Annotated in this window: 10 protein-coding genes; 5 read left to right on the forward strand and 5 right to left on the reverse strand. The window is 69.3% G+C overall.

What is annotated here, in order from left to right; genetic code table 11:
• The first annotated feature begins 35 nt into the window (after positions 1 to 35).
• Complete coding sequence (locus tag BM417_RS09485; protein WP_177320346.1) at positions 36 to 890, forward strand: hypothetical protein; 855 nt, start codon at positions 36 to 38, stop codon at positions 888 to 890.
• A gap of 134 nt (positions 891 to 1,024) precedes the next feature.
• Here the strand turns inward: BM417_RS09485 and BM417_RS09490 are convergent, their stop codons facing one another.
• Positions 1,025 to 4,144, reverse strand: coding sequence for a family 78 glycoside hydrolase catalytic domain (locus tag BM417_RS09490; RefSeq protein WP_093590111.1), 3,120 nt, complete (start codon positions 4,142 to 4,144; stop codon positions 1,025 to 1,027).
• Positions 4,145 to 4,283: 139 nt separating this feature from the next.
• Positions 4,284 to 6,545, reverse strand: coding sequence for a cellulase family glycosylhydrolase (locus BM417_RS09495; RefSeq protein WP_093590114.1), 2,262 nt, complete (start codon positions 6,543 to 6,545; stop codon positions 4,284 to 4,286).
• A 365-nt stretch (positions 6,546 to 6,910) separates the two neighbouring features.
• Here BM417_RS09495 and BM417_RS09500 point away from each other — a divergent pair, with 365 nt between their 5' ends.
• On the forward strand, positions 6,911 to 8,788 hold the full coding sequence (locus BM417_RS09500) for a ricin-type beta-trefoil lectin domain protein (protein ID WP_245821804.1): 1,878 nt from the start codon (positions 6,911 to 6,913) through the stop codon (positions 8,786 to 8,788).
• Positions 8,788 to 10,080 carry a jacalin-like lectin gene (locus tag BM417_RS09505; protein ID WP_093591049.1) on the forward strand — a complete coding sequence of 431 codons (1,293 nt, stop codon included), beginning with the start codon at positions 8,788 to 8,790 and terminating at the stop codon, positions 10,078 to 10,080. Before BM417_RS09500 ends, BM417_RS09505 begins: the two co-directional genes overlap by 1 nt.
• A gap of 48 nt (positions 10,081 to 10,128) precedes the next feature.
• Here BM417_RS09505 and BM417_RS09510 read toward each other — a convergent pair whose 3' ends face one another.
• Positions 10,129 to 12,288 (reverse strand): glycosyl hydrolase family 95 catalytic domain-containing protein, encoded by a 2,160-nt coding sequence (locus BM417_RS09510; protein ID WP_177320347.1) that lies wholly within the window; start codon positions 12,286 to 12,288, stop codon positions 10,129 to 10,131.
• A gap of 154 nt (positions 12,289 to 12,442) precedes the next feature.
• Between BM417_RS09510 and BM417_RS09515 the strand changes: the two genes are divergently transcribed.
• Positions 12,443 to 14,692 carry a rhamnogalacturonan lyase gene (locus tag BM417_RS09515; RefSeq protein WP_245821805.1) on the forward strand — a complete coding sequence of 750 codons (2,250 nt, stop codon included), beginning with the start codon at positions 12,443 to 12,445 and terminating at the stop codon, positions 14,690 to 14,692.
• Positions 14,693 to 14,724: 32 nt separating this feature from the next.
• Positions 14,725 to 15,690 carry an SGNH/GDSL hydrolase family protein gene (locus BM417_RS09520; protein WP_245821806.1) on the forward strand — a complete coding sequence of 322 codons (966 nt, stop codon included), beginning with the start codon at positions 14,725 to 14,727 and terminating at the stop codon, positions 15,688 to 15,690.
• Here BM417_RS09520 and BM417_RS09525 read toward each other — a convergent pair.
• Positions 15,687 to 16,421 (reverse strand): DinB family protein, encoded by a 735-nt coding sequence (locus BM417_RS09525; protein ID WP_177320349.1) that lies wholly within the window; start codon positions 16,419 to 16,421, stop codon positions 15,687 to 15,689. The two genes, BM417_RS09520 and BM417_RS09525, sit on opposite strands and share 4 nt — an antisense overlap.
• A 79-nt stretch (positions 16,422 to 16,500) precedes the next feature.
• On the reverse strand, positions 16,501 to 18,264 hold the full coding sequence (locus tag BM417_RS09530; protein WP_093590128.1) for a rhamnogalacturonan lyase: 1,764 nt from the start codon (positions 18,262 to 18,264) through the stop codon (positions 16,501 to 16,503).
• Between the last annotated feature and the right edge of the window lie 68 nt (positions 18,265 to 18,332).

The following is an 18,332-nucleotide window of genomic DNA, read 5'->3' on the forward strand; positions in this document are numbered from 1 at the left end:
CGTGTTTTTTGCAAGTTTCCCGAAGTTGACATTCTTTGCCACCTGGAAAACAACGTTCTCGCAAAGCCGGTAACGCACCCGATGCCATCGTCGACATAGCGCTCAGAAAACCGAGTCTATTGGGGACGATCTGGTCGGAGGGAAGCATGACCGTCTCGACGCATCAGCTCGTGTGCGAGCTGAAATCGTTATGCCGCGGTCGTGGCGTGCAGGCGCCTGGTCTCGAGCGACACATCGGTCCGTTCTTGCGCACCGCAACCGCGGTGGAAGAGCACGACGGCGCGGAAATGAGCAGGGAGAAACTCCGGACGTGGGTCGACGGCCTCGTCCACGTGCTGCCGGAAGACCTGCGACTGGTCGTCACCACCGCGCTCGGCTTGAACCCGCAAGCACAACACCTGTTTCTCTCTCATCGGCTGGACTGGCTCGCCGACCGCTCACACAGGGACGCGCGCACCGTCCGACGCAGACTCGACGACGGATTCGCGCGCCTGGCCGAGGCAGCGCTCCGGCCACGCCGGCGGCCACGGGAAGAGTGGTACATCGCGCGCATCCGCGTGGAACTCCGGCTGAACGAGTCGCCACCGACCCGCGTCGAACACTGGACGGTCGTGGCCCTGCGCGACGGCGTGGACGAGTTCACTCTTCCCTGCACCACCGACGTGACCGTGCTGAAAGGAGCGCTGAAAGGAGAGTGCGGGCTGCGTTTCCGGGAACCGCTGCGCGCAGGCGAGACCCAGGAGTTCTGGGTGCGAGCACCCCTGTCCGCGCCGGCGAGCTACGCCATGCGGTGTGAACGCTTCGACCTGATCGTGACCGACGCGCCCACGAGCGACCTGCCGGCACCTCGTGGTGCGAACCAGCGAACTTGGGCGACGGCGACCACCTGAGCCGGTCACGACGAGCCAACGTACACAAAGGACTCAGTCGAGCCCGCCCAGCGGAACGCGGAGGACGGGCCGACTGTCGCGCACGAACGGGATGCAAGGCAGGCCGTGACAGCGTCCACGACCGCTGCCCGATCTCAGGAAGCCGGTTCGGCGGTCGCCGCCGCTGCGGCGCTACCTCCCCCGGTGAACTTCCACCGCCCGTGCGGCACCTTCACCACCGCGACACCGCTGGAATGCGGCACGTGCACCTCGGCGGTTGATCCGACCGGCACCTCGACGGTCAGCCGCAGCACGCCGTCGACCTTGGCCCACGCCACGCTGATGCGTCCGCGCACGCTCTCGAACTCCATCCGCGCCCAGGACAGGGCTGTCACGGAAGGCCGGACCGTGAACGTCCGGTAGCCGGCGTCGCCCGGCCGCAGACCGGCGACGTGCTCGTACAGCCACTGTGCGACGGTGCCCTTGAAGTAGTGGTTGCGGGAACGGGTGCCGGTGTCCCACATCTCCCACATGGTGTCGGCGCCGTTCGAGAACCAGTGGCCCCAGCTCGGGTACGAACGCTCGGTGGCCATGGCGTGCGCGACGTCGGCGTGACCGTTGTCGCCCAACGCCTGGAGCAGCACGCTGGCGCCTAGGCAGCCGACGTTGACGTGGTTGCCGTTCGCGCGGACCTCGGCGGCCAGCTTGTCCGCGACGGTCTGGACGGAGCCGGCGGGCACCATGCCGAACGCGAGCGGGATCGCGTTCGACGTCTGCCGGTAGTCGGTGTCCTTGGCGGTGCGGTAGTAGCCGTCCAGGAACGCGGCGTTGAACGCCGACAACAGGTTCGCGGCCACCTCGCGGTAGCGCGGGACGGGCTTGCCGATCACGTCACCGAGTTCGGCGGTGTGCACCAACGCCCGGTAGAGGTACGCGGTGGCGGTGAGCCTGGTGTCCTCGGGCGGGATGCCGCCCGAGCCGGGCGGCAGGAAGTCGCCCAGCGCGGTGATCGCGAGGCCGTCGCGCAGCCTGCCGATCTCCCAGTCCAGGTAGCGGGTGAGCACCGGCCAGTGCTGCGCGGGCAGGCGGTCGTCGCCGTAGATCCGGTACATCTCCCTGAGCACGAACGGGTACACGGTCGTCCACTCGGGAGCGGGCGCGAGTTCGCGGTAGCCCCAGCCTCCGCTCGGGACGATCACCGGGAGCTGTCCGGCCGTGTCCTGGCTGTCGGCGAGGTCGCCCAGCCACTTGGTGAAGAACTTCGCCATCCCGAACTCGGCGAGCATCGACGGCGCGCCGACCTGCGCGTCGCCCGTCCAGCCGTTCTTCTCGTAGGTCGGGGTGTCGGTGGGGATGCCGTGCAGGTTGTTGGCGACGGTGCGGCGCATCGCGGCGTCGTACTGCTCGAACAGCGGCTCGGAGCAGCGGAAGGTGCTGGCCTGCGGCACGTCCGAGTGCACCAGCCGGCCGACGAGCTTCGGTGCCGTCGTCAGTCCGGTCACCTCGACGTAGCGGAAACCCTTGTACGAGAACTTCGGTTCCCACGTCTCCGCGCCGCCGGCACAGATGTACTCGTCGAGCTGGATTCGGTTGCCGGTGACGTGGCCGTTCTCCATGTGAACGCTGCCATCGGGGTTCAGCGTCTCGCCGTGCTTGAGCCGCACCAGGGTTCCGGCGGGGGCGGTGACGGTGAGCTGCGTCCAGCCGGACATCGTGCGGCCCATGTCGGCCACGAACACGCCCGGTTTGAGCACGCTCACAGTCGGCGTGACCGACTCGATCACGCGGATCGGTTCGTGCTCCTGGGCCTTCAGCGTGCCCTTCGGCGCGGGCCTGATCGTCGTGCGCTGCCACGTGCCGTCGGCGAAGCCCGGTTTCGTCCAGTCGCGCGGGGCTAGGCGGGCGTCGTAGGTCTCGCCGGTGTAGAGCGAGTTCGAGACCGTGGGACCGTCGGTCAGGCGCCATTCCTCGTCCGACGTGATGGTCGTGCGCGTGCCGTCCGGGTGGTCGATCTCCAGCTGTGCCAGCAGTTTCGGTTCGTCGTGCCACGGCGGGCGCTCCCACCGCCACACGTTCGGTGTCTTCATGCCGTAGAAGCCGCGGCCCAGCGTCACGCCGATCGCGTTGCGGCCACGGCGGACCAGGTTGGTGACGTCGTGCGTCGCGTACAGAACGGTGTTGTCGTAGTCGGTGAATCCGGGGTCGAGCACGCGGTCGCCGACGCGGCGGCCGTTGATCTCGGTCTCGTGGTACGCGAGACCGCTGACGTACAGCCGGGCGCGCCTGACCGGCTTGGCCAGCGTGAACTCCCTGCGCAGCAACGGCGCCGGTTGCTCCTTCACCGTGACGTTCGCTCCCCACGGCCCCTGGCCGTACGGTTCGAGCACGGTCGCGGGCGTCCACGCCGAGTCGTCGAAGTCCGGCGTCTGCCAGCCGGGTTGTTCGGTCTGCGCGACCTTCCAGCCAGGACCGGTGACGATCTCGCGCTGACCGTCGGGAAGATCGACCACCAGTCGCAGCAGGAGTCCGGCCGGACCCGGCGACCTGTTGGTGGCACGGGCGGCCAGCACGATCCGCCGACCGGCCAGGCGGGTCACGTCGGCGCGTTGCCCGACCTTCCAGACGTCGACCTGTTCCGGGACGTGCAGGACCTCAGAGCCATTGAGGTACAACGTGAAGTCGTCGTCCGCGGTCGCGACGAGCCTGGCCCTGACCGCGTCCGCGGGGAGTTCGACCGACGTCCGGAACCACCGGCTCTCCGCCGGTGTCGTCGCCGACCAGATCCACGAGGCGCCGGCGAAGGTGATCGACGTGTCGGCGGCGCCGATCCACCGCGCCTGCCACGGCGTGCCGAGCAGGGCGGTCTCCCACCAGTTCGTCGTGCTCCACGCCGACACCCGGCCGGAGCCGTCCCACACGCGCACCCGCCAGTGGTAACGCGTGCGCGGCTTCAGTTCCTTGCCCGCGAACGGAACCCCGACCGTGCGGTCGGAGGCGACCCGGCCGGACTGCCACACGTCCGACCGTCCAGGAGAGGTGCCGACCTCGACCTGGTAGGCCGTCTGCCGAGCACCGGTACCGCCGGCGGCGAGTGTCCAGCCGAGCCTCGGTGCCGTGACATCGGTGCCCAGCAACGTTTCCGCGTACTCGACGGTCGTGCGCACGACCCGCAACCCGCCGGCCTTCTCATCGGGCCCGGCGTGCGCCACCCCGACCGGGAGCGCCGTCGCGGACAGCCCGACGGCCGATGTCCTGAGGAACTCACGTCTGCGCACGTCGTCTCCACCTTCGTCGCTGGATGAAACGTTTCAATCGCTGCGTCGAGGGCCAGACTGTGGTGGGCGAGACGGAGTGTCAAGGACTGCGGGAGCAGGCTGTCCACAATCGGACATCACCGGTTGAATCGTTTAAACGTCAACCGGTCGTGCAGGTGCTTCCGTTGAGGGTGAACGAGGACGGCGCGGGGTTCGACCCGCCGTACGTGCCGTTGAACCCGATGCCCACCGACGCGTTCGGCGCCAGCGAGCGGTTCCAGCTCAGGTTCGTCGCGGTGACGGCGGCGCCCGACTGGGCGAACGTCGCACCCCAGCCCGGGAGTGTGACCTTCTGGCCGTTGGCGTAGCTGAAGGCCAGCGTCCAGCCGTCGACCGTCGAGGTGCCCGTGTTGGTGATGGTGACGCTGGCGGTGAAACCGTTGCCACCGCCCCAGTTCTGGCCGGAGTACCCGACCTTGCAGGCACCGGTGCCACCGCCCGCGCCGGTCGTCGCCGACACGATGCCGGAAGTCGCCGACATGTTGCCGGCGGCGTCCTTCGCCCGCACCTGGTAGCGGTAGGTGGTCGACGGGGTGAGGCCGGAGTCCGCGTAGGTGGTGGTCGCCGTCGAGCCGACCGCCGCGAACGAGCCACTGCCCACGGCACGCAGCACGTCGTAGCCGGTGACGCCGACGTTGTCGGTCGAGGCCGTCCAGTTCAGCGTGAGGCCGGTGGACGTGACCGCCGAAGCCGCCGGAGTGCCCGGCGTGGACGGCGGCTGGGTGTCGCCGGGATTGCCACCGCCGTAGATCGTCGCCTCCTTCGACGTCTGCCGGACGCCGTTGGCGCCGTTGAGGAACCGTTCGCCCCAGGAGGTGAGGCTCGCCGGGTTGAAGGAGTTGGTCATGTCGAGGTAACCGACGTCGCTGCTGTTGCCGCTCCACGACCAGCCCAGGTAACCGAGGCCGCGCGACTGCGCCTGCGCCATGATCGTGGCCTCGTCCGGGTCACCGTCGCTGTGGTTGTGCCCGAACTCCCCCACCACCAGTGGCAGGCCGGCGGTCCGGAACGCGTCGAAGTAGGCGTTGATCTCGGCCGCGGTGTCGTAGACGCCGTACATGTGGATGGAGAACACGGTGTTGCGCAACGGATCGGCGTTGAACACCGACGCCGCGTTGTCGCGCATGATGTTCCCCCAGTCCTGGCCCCACATCGGCGCGTCGGCCATGATCAGGTGCTGCAACCCCGCACCGCGCAGCCTGCTGATCGCGCTGCTCGTGGCGCTGGCCCACGTCGCGCTCACCGAGGCGTTGTTGCCGAACGGCTCGTTGCCCAGGTTGACGACGACGTAGTTCTCCTGCCCCTTCAAAGCGTCGGCCACGCCGATCCAGTAGGTCGCCGCCTGGTCCAGGCTCGCGGCGCCGCTCTGCTCGCCGAACCCGGTGGTGTCGTGCACCTCCAGCACGCAGATCAGCTTGTTCTGCTTGCACAGCGAGATGACGCTCGAGACCTCCGCCGCCGGAGTAGGTCCCCACCGCTGCCCGCTGCCCAGCACGACCCGCACCGTGTTGGTGCCGAAGGACTTCATGTCCGCGAACGCCCTGGTCTGGCTCTGGTACCAGACGTGCGCGTGGTTCACGCCGCGCATGACGAACGTGGCGCCGTTGCCCTCGACGACCCGCGTGCCCTCGACGTGCAGGCCGATCGCCGCCGGTTGTGGCCGCAGGGCCGCCACCAGCGCCGGGTACCAGCGGCTCTCGATCTTCTGGATGCCGGTGGTGGTGTTGGGGTGGACGCCGTCGGTGGTGTCGGCGGCGGTGCTGAACCCGGTCCACTGGTCCACCACCGTGATCGGTGACGCCGTCGTGCTGTTCGCCTGGGCCCAGCCCGGAATCGCGGCGTTCAGGTCGGCCACCCGCTGCCCGCACGCGGAGCAGTTCGACGGGTTCATCGGGATGATCTGCGCGACGATGAGCTTGATCGCGGGGTTGCTCGCCCGCATCTGGCCGAGCAACGCGGTGTAGGCGTTGAGGATCGTGCTCGCGGGGATGTTGCTCCAGACGTCGTTGGTGCCGAGGTGCATGAGCACGACATCCGGCCGCGCCGTGGAGAGCCAGCCTGGTAGCTGGTTGTCCCGCACGATGTTCGTGGCGAGGAACCCGCCGTGGCCTTCGTTCTCACCGTCGTAGGTGAACCCGCAGCCCGGCGCCGGCAGCGAACCGACGAAGTCGACGTCGGTGTACCCGGTGTCCTGCAGGTGTTTCCACAGCAGCGCCCGCCAGCACCCCGGGGAGCCGGTGATGGAGTCACCGAGCGCCATCACGCGCGCGGGTGCGGCGGCGTTCACCGCGGTGGGAGCGATGACGACACAGGCCGCCAGCAGCAGCCCGGTCACCACCGCTCGGAGAAATCGCAAGGTCACGACGACCTCCAGGGAAATGTTCGGTTGATCTCGGGGAATTCTGGGAGCGCTCCCAGAATTCGGACCCTAGCCAGCCGATCACCCCGAGACACCGCCGAGTGGCCCACCGGCGGAGCCTGTCCACTGCGGACATCCGGCTGACCTCGGGTTTGTCCGGCCGGACGGCCCCTGTCAGACCGTCGAACGCATTCGTCGAATCGACCGCGAACATTCGCCGGGCCGTTGACGGCCCCAGTTCGCGGCTAGATCATGGCAGCGCTCACATCACGTCGGATTTCCCTTTCCCTGAATCCCCCTGCCAAGCGGAAAGCGAGTCACAAAAGCGGATGTTAACGCTCACACGCCTGCTTGTTCTGATAGTCGCCTTGAGCACCGTCACCGGGATCGGCGGTGCGCCGGCGTCTGCCGGGCCCGCGATCTCCGCGAACCAGGTCCGGGTGCCCGCGGCGCCGATGGGCTGGGCCTCGTGGAACACGTTCTTCGAGAACATCGACCACAACGTGATCAAGGCGCAGGCCGACGCCCTGGTGTCGTCCGGGCTCGCGGCCGCCGGCTACCGGTACGTCAACATCGACTCGGGCTGGTGGAAGGGGACCCGCGACAGCGCGGGCGACATCACCGTGGACGAGGCCCAGTGGCCCGGCGGCATGAAGGCGATCGCCGACTACATCCACGGCAAGGGGCTCAAGGCGGGGATCTACACCGACGCGGGCAAGAACGGCTGCGGCTACTACTTCCCCACCCCCGGTCCACCGCACGCCGGCACCGGCAGCGAGGGGCACTACGAGCAGGACATGCTGCGGTTCTCCCGCTGGGGCTTCGACTACGTCAAGGTCGACTGGTGCGGCGCCGACGTCGAGAAGCTCGACGCGCCCGGCACCTACCGGGCGCTCAGCGACGCCGCGGCCAAGGCGAGCGCCACCACCGGACGTGAGCTGGTGCTGTCGATCTGCGAGTGGGGCAAGAACGACCCGTGGAACTGGGCGCCGGGCATGGCGCCGTTGTGGCGCACCGGAACGGACATCATCTTCGCGCACGAGACGCCGTCGATCGGCATGGTCCACGAGAACTTCGACAAGAACCAGCGGCCGACCGCGCAGCACACCGGCTACTACAACGACCCGGACATGATGATGATCGGCATGCCCGGCCTGTCCGCCGCGGCGAGCCGGGTGCACATGAGCCTGTGGGCGGTCGGCGGTTCGCCGATGCTGCTCGGCAACGACCTGGCGAGGATGGACGACAACGCGCTGTCCGTGCTGACCAACCGCGACGTGCTCGCCGTGGGCCAGGACCCGCGCGGCCTGCCCGCCGTGGAGGTCGCGGAGGACGTCCGCGACCAGCAGGTCTACGCGAAGGTGTTGTCCGGCACCGGACGCAGGGCCGTGGCCCTGCTCAACCGGACGTCCTCGGCGGCCACGATGACGGTCAGGCTGGCCGATCTCGGTCTGGCCGGCCGGATGGCGGCCGCGCGCGACCTGTGGAGCGGCGTCGCCACACCGATCACCAACGGCAGCCACAGCGTCACGGTTCCGGCGGGCGACGCGGTGCTGCTGTCCATCGCCGGTTCGGAGGCGAGCGCCGCGACCTACTCCGTAGTGAACTCCAGCGCCACCGGAATCACCGCCAGGACCGGCGGGCTGGCGGTCGCCACGTTCGAGTACACCAACGGTGATCGCGTCGCCCGCCAGACCACCCTGCAGGTCAACGGCGGCCAGGTCCCCACCACGCTCGCTCTTCCGCCGACGCCCAAGGGCACCGTGTCCGCGATCGTGTCCCTGGCGAAGGGAACCAACTCGCTGACGCTGTCCGGAACCGGGGTGACGGCCGTCGAGGTGCGCGAACTACCCGGCACCGCGGGCACCGAGGTGATCGGCTCGCAGTCCGGCCGGTGCGCCGACATCAACGGCAACACCATCACCAACGGCACGCAGGCCCAGCTGTGGGACTGCAACGGTGGCGAGCAGCAGACGTTCACGCTCACATCCCGCAAGGAACTCGTGGTCTACGGGAACAAGTGCCTCGACGCGTGGGACCACGGCACCACCAACGGCACGAAGGTAGCCATCTACGAGTGCACCGGTGGCACCAACCAGCAGTGGAACCTCAACGCCGACGGCACCATCACCGGCGTGCAGTCCGGTCTCTGCCTCGACGCCTACAACGCGGCGACGACCAACGGCACGAAACTCGTGCTGTGGACGTGCAACGGCGCCGCCAACCAGAAGTGGACGCGCAACTGATGATCAGACCCCTGCTCCTGATCCCCGTGGTGCTGGCGGCGCTCGCCACACCGGCACACGCCACCACCGGTGGCAGCTTCGAGGTGCTGACCTACAACGTGGCAGGCCTGCCGGAGCCGCTGTCGTCCGGCAACCCCGCCGTGAACACCCCGTTGATCAGCCCGCGTCTCGCGCCCTACGACATCGTCAACGTCCAGGAGGACTTCAACTACCACGCGGCGCTGTACGCGGGCGACAACCACGCCCACCGCACGCCCACGACCGGCGGCGTCCCGTTCGGCAGCGGCCTGAACACGCTGTCGCACCGGCCCTACAGCGACCTCGAACGCATCAAGTGGTCGTCCTGCAACGGCACGGACTGCCTCACACCCAAAGGCTTCTCGTACAAACGGGTCGAGCTGGCCGCAGGGGTGTCCGTAGACGTCTACAACCTGCACCCCAACGCCGGCACCGAGAACGCGGACCTCGCCGCGCGCCGGTCGAACATCACCCAGCTGTCCCGTTTCATCGCCGCGTACTCGGCGGGCAACGCGGTCATCGTCATGGGCGACACCAACACCCGCTACACCCGTGCCGACGACAACATCCGCGAACTGGCCGGCACCAACGGACTCACCGACGCATGGGTGCAGCTCGAACGCGGCGGCCAGGCACCGGCGGCGGGCGCCCCGGCACTGGTGTGCGACCCGGCCGCGCTCACCGACTCCTGCGAGGTCGTCGACAAGATCCTCTACCGGGGCAACCGGCAGATCACGCTGACCGCACGGGACTACCGCAACGACAACGCGGCGTTCGTGGACGCACAGGGCAAACCGCTGTCCGACCACTACCCGATCGCCGCGCGGTTCGACTGGACGGCGGACGAGAACATCAAGCTCAGCGCCGAGGCCGGCGGTCCGCACGGAAGCCCGTTCACCGACGTCGCGGCGGTCGACCTGGGTGCCGTGCGCACGCTCACATTGCGCGGTGGCAGCAGGTTGGACCAGGTCGCGGCCACCCTCACGAACGGCACGACGCTCACCCACGGCGGCTCTGGCGGCACGGCCACGTCCCTCACGCTCGAACCGGGTGAACACTTCGTGTCCGCGAAACTGAGCCAGAGCAAGTACAACGGTCGCACGCGGGTGTTCTCGGCCGCCTTCACCACCAACCGGGGGCGCACGCTCTCGGCGGGTCAGCCGACCGGGGAAACGCTCACCGTCACCGCACCGGCGGGCTGGCGCATCGCCGGGTTCACCGGCAGGTCGGGCACCGAGATCGACCGGCTCGGCGCGATCTTCGTGCCCGCCTGAGAAACGGGACGACGTCCGCGCCCCGTGGCACGCGGGGCGCGGACGTCGTCACCTCGGCACGAGCTTCTCGCCGAGCATCAGCTGAACGTCCGGCCGGATCGTCACTTCTGCCGCATGTCCCTGGCACGTCACGACGACCGTCTTCTCCCCTTGGAGAGTTCGTAGCGCGACAGCTTTCAACTCCCCTCCGTCCCACCACAGGTCGACGACCACGCCGCCCCGTGCCCGCAGTCCGCGCACTACCCCGGTCGGCCACGCCGACGGCAGCGCGGGCAGCAGGCGCAGCTCGCCGGTGTGGCTCTGCAGCAGCATTTCCGCGATCGCGGCGGTGGCGCCGAAGTTGCCGTCGATCTGGAACGGAGGGTGCGCGCACAGCAGGTTGCGGTACACCCCTCCCCCGTGCGGGCTGCCGTCTGTCGCCTCCGTCAGCAACATCGAGAGCAACGTGTGCGCGCGGTCCCCGTCACCGAGCCGTGCCCACAGCGCGGCTTTCCAGGCCAGCGACCAGCCCGTGCCCGCGTCTCCCCTGGCGACGAGCGCGCGCCGGGCGGCCTCGGCCAGTTCCGGAGTGCGCGCGGGATCGATCTGATCACCGGGGTACAGGCCGTACAGGTGCGACACGTGCCGATGGTCCGGCTCCGCGTCCGGCACCTCGTCGGCCCACTCCAGCAGCCCGCCGTGCGACCCGATCGGCGGTGGCGGCAGCTCGATCCTCCGCACCTCGTCCACCACGTCGTCGCGCAGGCCCAGCACCTCCGCGACCTGGACCAGACCGGCGAAAAGGTCCGCCGTCAACGCCAGGTCCATCGTCGACCCGACGCCGGCCGCGACCGGCTCTCCCCCGGCCAGGTAGTGGTTCTCGGGTGACGTCGACGGCGCCGTCGTGAGCACGCCGTCGCGCGAGACCAGCCAGTGCAGGCAGAACTCGGCCGCCGCGCGCAGCACCGGCCACGCGTGGTCACGCAACCAGCCGACGTCACCGGTGAAGGCGTAGTGGTCCAGGAGATGCCGGCACAGCCACGGCGCGGCCATCGGCCAGTTCGCCCACGCCGGGTCGCCACCGCCGTCGCCGACCGGGGTGGTGAGGCACCACGGGTCGCTGTTGTGGTGCGCCACCCAGCCCGGCGCGCCGTAGAGGACCTTCGCCGTCGCCGCACCGGGTCCGGACAGCCGCGCGATGAACTCCAGCAGTGGCTCGTGGCACTCGGGCAACGCGGTGACCTCGGCCGGCCAGTAGTTCATCTGCAGGTTGATGTTGAGCGTGTAGTTGCCGCGCCAGGGCGGATCGGTGTGCGGGTTCCAGATGCCCTGCAGGTTCGCGGGCAGCGTGCCCGGCCGGGAGCTGGTGATCAGCAGGTAGCGGCCGTACTGGAACAGCAACGCCGGCAACGCCCGGTCGGGCCGCGCGATCCGCTCGCCGGTGGGCAGGTCCGGCACCGGGCCCAGTTGGAGGCTCACCCGGTCGAACAACGTCTGATGGGACTGGACGGCCTGGTCGCGGAACGTCGCCCAGCCCAGCCCTCGGGCCTGTTCGACCCGCTCGAGCGCCACACGGGAGCATTCGGCGGGATCGTCCACCGGCACGGTGCCAGGCCCGCGGTAGCCGGTCTCCGTGGTGACGTAGACCGTGTCGCCGTCCACCGCCACGACCGCCGCCCAGGCCATTCCGGACGGCACCACGCCTCGCACTCCCACGATCCCGCCGGACGAGGTGAAGTGCTCGCCGGGCAACGACCCGCGCAGCACCGGACTCACGCCGGCACCGGTCACCCGCAACGCCAGGACGTGCAGGCCCGCGTGGCACACGGCCTCCCGCCGCACCACTCTCTCCCCCGTCCGGTAGGAGACCGAGTACACGCCGGTGCGCAGGTCAAGTTCACGCCGGTAGGCCTCGGCCCGGTCGGGCCCACCGACGAGCGAGACGTCGGCCAGCGGCAGGTACTTGGCGGTGTCAGGCCCCTGAAGGCGTCGCAACACCTCTTCCGCCGCACGAGGTGAGCCGGCCAGCACGTGCGCGCGGGCCTGCTCCACCAGATCCGGATCACCGGACGGCGCCGGCAGCGGTGACCCCGTCCACAGCCGGTCGTCGTTGAGCTGCACCAGTTCGGTGCCGATGCCACCGAAGCACATCGCGCCGAGCCTGCCGGTGCCCAGCGGCAGCGCTTCCTCCCACGCCCCGGCGGGGGCCTCGAACCACAGGCGGGTCACCGCGCCACCACCAGGGCGATTCGACTCGTTCGACACCTCTCCCGTCGAACGGCGCGCTCGATTCGACAACGAAGACGGAAAACGCTTTCCGTATTATGCAGCAACACATTCAGACCCTTGCGTCAGGTGCTGGACAAGGGTCATCGTAGCCGTTGTGGATCTGCGACGAGGGGTTCTGCTGCCGTTCGTGTTCACCGCCGTCCTGGCCGGGCAGCTGCCTGCTTCCGCGCACCCCACGCCCGGTGAACGCCTCGACCGCGGGCTCGTCGCGGCCTCCGTCCAGAGCGGCGTGCACCTGAGCTGGCGCCTGCTCGGCCGGGAGGCCACCGGCGCCACCGCGACCGGCCTCTCGGGACCTGATTTCGCGGTGTACCGGGACGGAAAGCGCATCGCGACCGTTACCGACAGCACCACCTACGTCGACACCGGCGCGGCACCCGGCGCGCGGTACCAGGTCGCTCCGGTGCGACGCGGTGTCCAGCTGGGGCGCAGCAAGTCCGTGACGGCGTGGCCGGCGTCCCACCACGACCTGCCGCTGCACAAGCCCGCCGACGGCGTGACACCGGCCGGTGAGCACTACACCTACTCCGCCAACGACGTCAGCGTCGGTGACGTGGACGGCGACGGCCAGTACGAGTACGTCGTCAAGTGGGACCCCAGCAACTCCAAGGACGTCTCGCAGGTCGGCTACACCGGACCGGTGTACCTCGACACGTACCGCTTCGACGGCACGCTGCTGCACCGGATCGACCTCGGCGTGAACATCCGGGCGGGCGCGCACTACACCCAGTTCCTGGTCTACGACTTCGACGGCGACGGCCGCGCGGAGCTGATGACGAAGACCGCGCCGGGCACGCGTGACGGCCGCGGGCGGTTCATCACGATGCCGCGCGAGGACGTGCGCGCCGGGTACCGGAACACCGACGATCACCGGCTCAGCCCGGAGGGCTACCGCAACCGTCTCATCGGCGTGTTCCGCGGCTGGGACTCCCATCCCGAGGTGGTCGCCGGCCGGTGGCCCACGACGCTGGAGCAGGCGTTCGGCATCGAGCGGCGGTACACCTACCCGCTGTCCACAGAGGACGCTGCCGCGCTGGTCGACCACTTCATCGACGTCTACGCGCCGTCCCGCAGCGCCAACAACAAACTGCGTCAGTTCGCCGGTTTCATCGTCGACGGCCCGGAGTACCTGACGGTGTTCGACGGCGCCACGGGACGCGAGCTGCAGACCGTCCGCTACGAGCCCGGGCGCACCGACGACGGGCTGATGTGGGGCGACTACGCGATGCCCCGCATCGAACCGGGCAACCGCGTCGACCGCTTCCTGTCGGGAGTCGCCTACCTGGACGGCAAGCGTCCGTCCGCGATCTTCGCCCGCGGCTACTACACCCGCTCCACCGTCGCGACCTACGACTGGGACGGCAGGCGGCTCCAGAAACGCTGGCTCGCCGACAGCGGCTGGGTGCCGATGACGAACCCGTTCCGCGACTCCCCGCACGGCCGCGACGGCACGAACCCCAGTCACGCCAAGCTCACGACGCAGGGGGCGCACTCCTTGAGCGTCGCCGACGTGGACGGCGACGGCAGGCAGGAGATCATCTACGGCGGCGCGACGCTCGACGACGACGGCTCGTTGATGTACAGCTCGGTCGGTGTGCTGCCACCGGGCAGCGCGGAACCGGGAGCCGAGGTTCGGGTCGGACACGGTGACGCCCTGCACGTCACCGACATCGACCCGAACCGTCCCGGTCTCGAGATCTACATGGTCCACGAGGGCGCGCGCTCCGCCCCGTACGGCTACGCGCTGCGCGACGCCCGCACCGGCGCGACCATCTACGGCGCCTACTCCGGAATGGACACCGGCCGCGGCATGATCGGCGACGTCCGCCCGGACGTGCCCGGCCTCGAGACGTGGGCGTCCATGCCGAACGGCTCGGACTCCGCGGGCATCTGGAGCGCGGACGGCCGCCGGCTCGAGAACCGTTCTCCCGGAACGAACATGAGCATCCGCTGGGCCGGCGACCTGACCACCCAGATCGTGACCGGCGCCCAGGACGTGACGCCGGCCGTCGAGGACTGGCGGCGCGGCACGCTGCTCACCGCCACCGGAACGCGCACCAACAACGGCACCAAGGGAAACCCGTCGCTCGTGGCCGACGTGTTCGGTGACTGGCGCGAGGAACTGGTCGTGCGCACGCAGGACAGCACGGCCCTGCGCTTCTACCTCAGCACCGAACCGACGCACCACAAGATGTACACGCTCATGCACGACCGCCAGTACCGCGTCGAGGTCGCTCGTCAGCAGACCACCTACAACCAGCCGTCGTACCCGGGCTTCTACTTCGCCTCGGACGTCGACTGGTCGCGCGTTCCCCTGCCCTCGCACCGATTGGCCGGTCCATGATCACAAGACTTCTCCTCACGGTCGCGGTACTCGTGAGCACCGCGACCCCGACGGCATCAGCTGCCACGACAAGCTCGCCCACCGACCCGAACGTCAGGTACTTCGGCCGCTGGAACACGAGCTCGTCGAGCGCCTACGTCTCCGAGTGGGCGGGCGCCTACCTCGTCGTCGGCTTCACCGGCCGGACGGTGAAGCTCAGGCAGCGCCGCGCGATCGACTTCTTCGTGAGCATCGACGGCGGGCCTGACGTGTCCTACGTGAACCGGACCGGCACGGTGGACCTCACCGCGACGCCACTGGCCGCGGGCAACCACACCCTCCGCGTCTCCTACCGCCCGATCGCGGGCTCCTACAAGGGCGACGCGGTGTACCAGGGCATCGAGATCGACACCGGCGCACGCACGTTCACACCCACCGTGCCGTCGAAGATCGTCGAGTTCGTCGGCGACTCGATCACCGTCGGCCAGCTGTCGTCGAAGCAGGCGCTCACCGCTTACGGCTGGCTGACCGGCGAGAAGCTCAAGGCTGGCCACACTCAGGTCGCGGTGGGCGGCGCGTGCCTGCACCCGGCGGCGGACGGCTGCCTGAGCATGCGCGAGGGCTTCCTGCGCACCGGCCTGGCACTGAATGCGCCAGCGTGGAACTTCGGCCGGTACAGGGCGAACGCCGTCGTGATCAACCTCGGCACGAACGACGTCGGCCACAGCGTCACCAAGGACGAGTTCCGTTCCTCCTACGTCACGCTTCTACGCCGTGCGCGGGAGAAGTACCCGACGGCGGCGATCTTCGCCCTCGGCACGTTCCGCAAGCGGTACGTCCCGGAGACCCAGGCGGCGGTGAAGGCGCTCACCGACGGCGGCGACCGCAACGTGTACTTCGTCGACACGCTGGGCTGGATCGACGAGGCCACCGACACGACGGACAACGTGCACCCCAACGACCAGGGCCACCGCAAGATCGCCGAGAGGCTGGCGCCGATCGTGGCAGCCAGGATCTAGCGGCGCCCGCCCTGCTCGGCGTCTTCTGCCTCGATCAGGTCCAGGTCGCGGACGCAGAAACCGTGGTGCTCGAAGGTCTCGTTGAGCACCGTGCGGAGGCACTGCCGCACCGAGCGGCCTCGGGCGTACGGCGGCCATACGTCGTCGGCGGGCACCGGCGCCGGCGCTGCGAGCCGCACCGCGGTGACCTCGTCGAGCCAGGCCTCGAGCTCGGCGGCCTGGGCCGCACGCACGCTCACGATCTCGTCGAGGGCCGGATCGAGCGACAGGTCGAGCCCGTGCGCTTCACGGTAGGGCTCGACCGCCGGTCCGATGCCCATCGGCGTGAACAGCTCCGTCGAACCCAGGCAGCAGCGGCGGAACCACGAGTCGTGGACGAAGACCAGGTGGCGCAACGTCTGCGCCGCCGACCACTCGTCGTTCACGCCGCGGCGCTCGATGCCGGGCGCACGGCGGATTCGGTCGATCGTGGCGGCCCAGCCGGCATGGAGCCGACGCGCTGCCTCGCGCAGATCGGCAGGGTCGTCGGAACGGATCAGCACCCGCACCGGATGACGCCGGTCCAACTCCGCCTCGACGTACTCGGTGACCTCGACACCGTTCACCACGAGGTTGGTGACGAGCCCGTCGATCACGGCGTCCTGCACGACGACGCCGATGAGACGCGCCCCGGTCAGATCGCACTCGCGGAACTCCGCACCACGCAGGTCCTCGTCGATGTATCGCGTCATGCTCCGCATAGTAGTTCCACGCGGGAACACCGAACTCGCGAACGGCTCACCGTTCGTGAATTCGGTTTCCCAGTCAGATTCAGGGCGAGGCGAAACTCGGGTGCGGCGGCTGGTTGTAGGCGGTGTTCTGCCACGCCACCGCCTCCCGGTACTGCCGGTCCTCCATCAGCGAGGCCCGCCGGATCGTCGTCGGCTCGGTGGTCGAGTAGATCCGCAACGCGCTGCTGTCCGAGGTCCGCCAGATGACCTCCTCGCGCCAGTCGCCGAGGATGTCCGCCTGCAACGCCGGCGTGGACTTGGTGCCGTTGTTGGAGGCCACGCCCGAACCGGTGAGCAGCCGCGTGTCGCCGTTGGGGCCGTACTTGTCGATCGTGGTGCCGTTGAGCAACTCGCGCTGCGCGTCACCGTCCCACCAGATCACGAAGTTGGTCGAACCCGGCTTCCGCGCGGTGACCTGGGCGCCCGTGGTGGCGCTGCGCAGGCCCGCGACGGACGAGGACCAGGCCTCCGCGCCGGGGTTGCCCGCCCAGATGTCCGCGGCGACCCCGCGACCGTTGTCGCAGCCGCACGACGGCGCGCTCCAGATGATCTGACCGGTGCGCGCGTCGCCCATCCAGTGCGAGACCTCGGTCGTCCACTCCGACGGCTTGAAGACCTCCAGTCCCGGCCTGGACGGGACGAAGTCGCCGACGTGCAGGGCGTCGCCGTGGTGGGTGTTGTTCTGCCACAGGCCGCGGCCGTTGTCGTCGATGGCCATCGAGCCGTAGACGACCTCGTCGCGGCCGTCCGCGTCCACGTCGGCGATCGAGAGGTTGTGGTTTCCCTTGCCCTCCCAGGCCGAGCGGTTCGACTGGGACGCCGAGTCGAACGTCCAGCGCTGGGTCAGTTGCCCGCCCCGGAAGTCCCACGCCGAGATCACGCTGCGGGTGTAGTACCCGCGGGCCATCACGATGCTCGGCCGCGCGCCGTCCAGGTACGCGGTGGCGGCCAGGAAGCGGTCGACCCGGTTGCCGTAGCTGTCACCCCACGACGAGACGGTTCCGCGTGGTGGCACGTAGTTCTCGGTGTCGAGCACCGCGCCGTCCGTACCGCGGAACACCGAGAGGAACTCCGGCCCGGCCAGGACGTAGCCGTCGCTGTTGCGGTGGTCGGCGTTCGCGTTGCCGATCACCTGTCCGGTGCCCGACCGCGTGCCGTCCGCGGTCTTCACGGCGATCTCGGCCCTGCCGTCACCGTCGTAGTCGAAGACCTGGAACTGCGTGTAGTGCGCGCCCGCCCGGATGTTGCGGCCGAGATCGACGCGCCACAACCGGGCGCCACTGAGCTTGTACGCGTCCAGGTACACGTTGCCCGTGCGGCCTGCCTGCGAGTTGTCCTTGGCGTCAGCGGGATCCCACTTCAGGACGATCTCGTACTCGCCGTCGCCGTCCAGGTCGCCGACCGACGCGTCGTTCGCCACGTAGCCGGAACCCGGACTCTGGATCGGGACGTCCCTGCTCGTCGCCAGGGTGCCGACGGAACGCGTGGCCGCCGCCGATTCCACGCCTCTGCTCACCTGGCGCACCGAGTAGGACGCGTCAGCGGGCGCACCCGCGTCGAGATAGCTCGTCGCCGTCGTCACCGGCGCGCGGTTGACCTTCACCCCGTCGCGGTAGACGTTGAACGCCACCTCGGCGGCGTCCGAACCGAGCAGCCGCCACGACACGAAGTTGCCGTCGCCGCGCACCGACCGGATGCTGACCAGCCCGCGGTCGGCGGCACCCGCCGGTTCGGCCGCGACCGCGGGAACGCCGCTCGCGACGAGTATCGCCGCGAGCAGCGCTGACATCGTTGTCCGTCTCATCGTCGATCACCCTCCTGACACCGGAAATGTGTTCCCCAGAAGTGATCCGCAGAATTGAAACGTTTCAC

It is taken from the genome of Lentzea waywayandensis (genome assembly GCF_900115955.1).
Taxonomy (GTDB): domain Bacteria; phylum Actinomycetota; class Actinomycetes; order Mycobacteriales; family Pseudonocardiaceae; genus Lentzea; species Lentzea waywayandensis.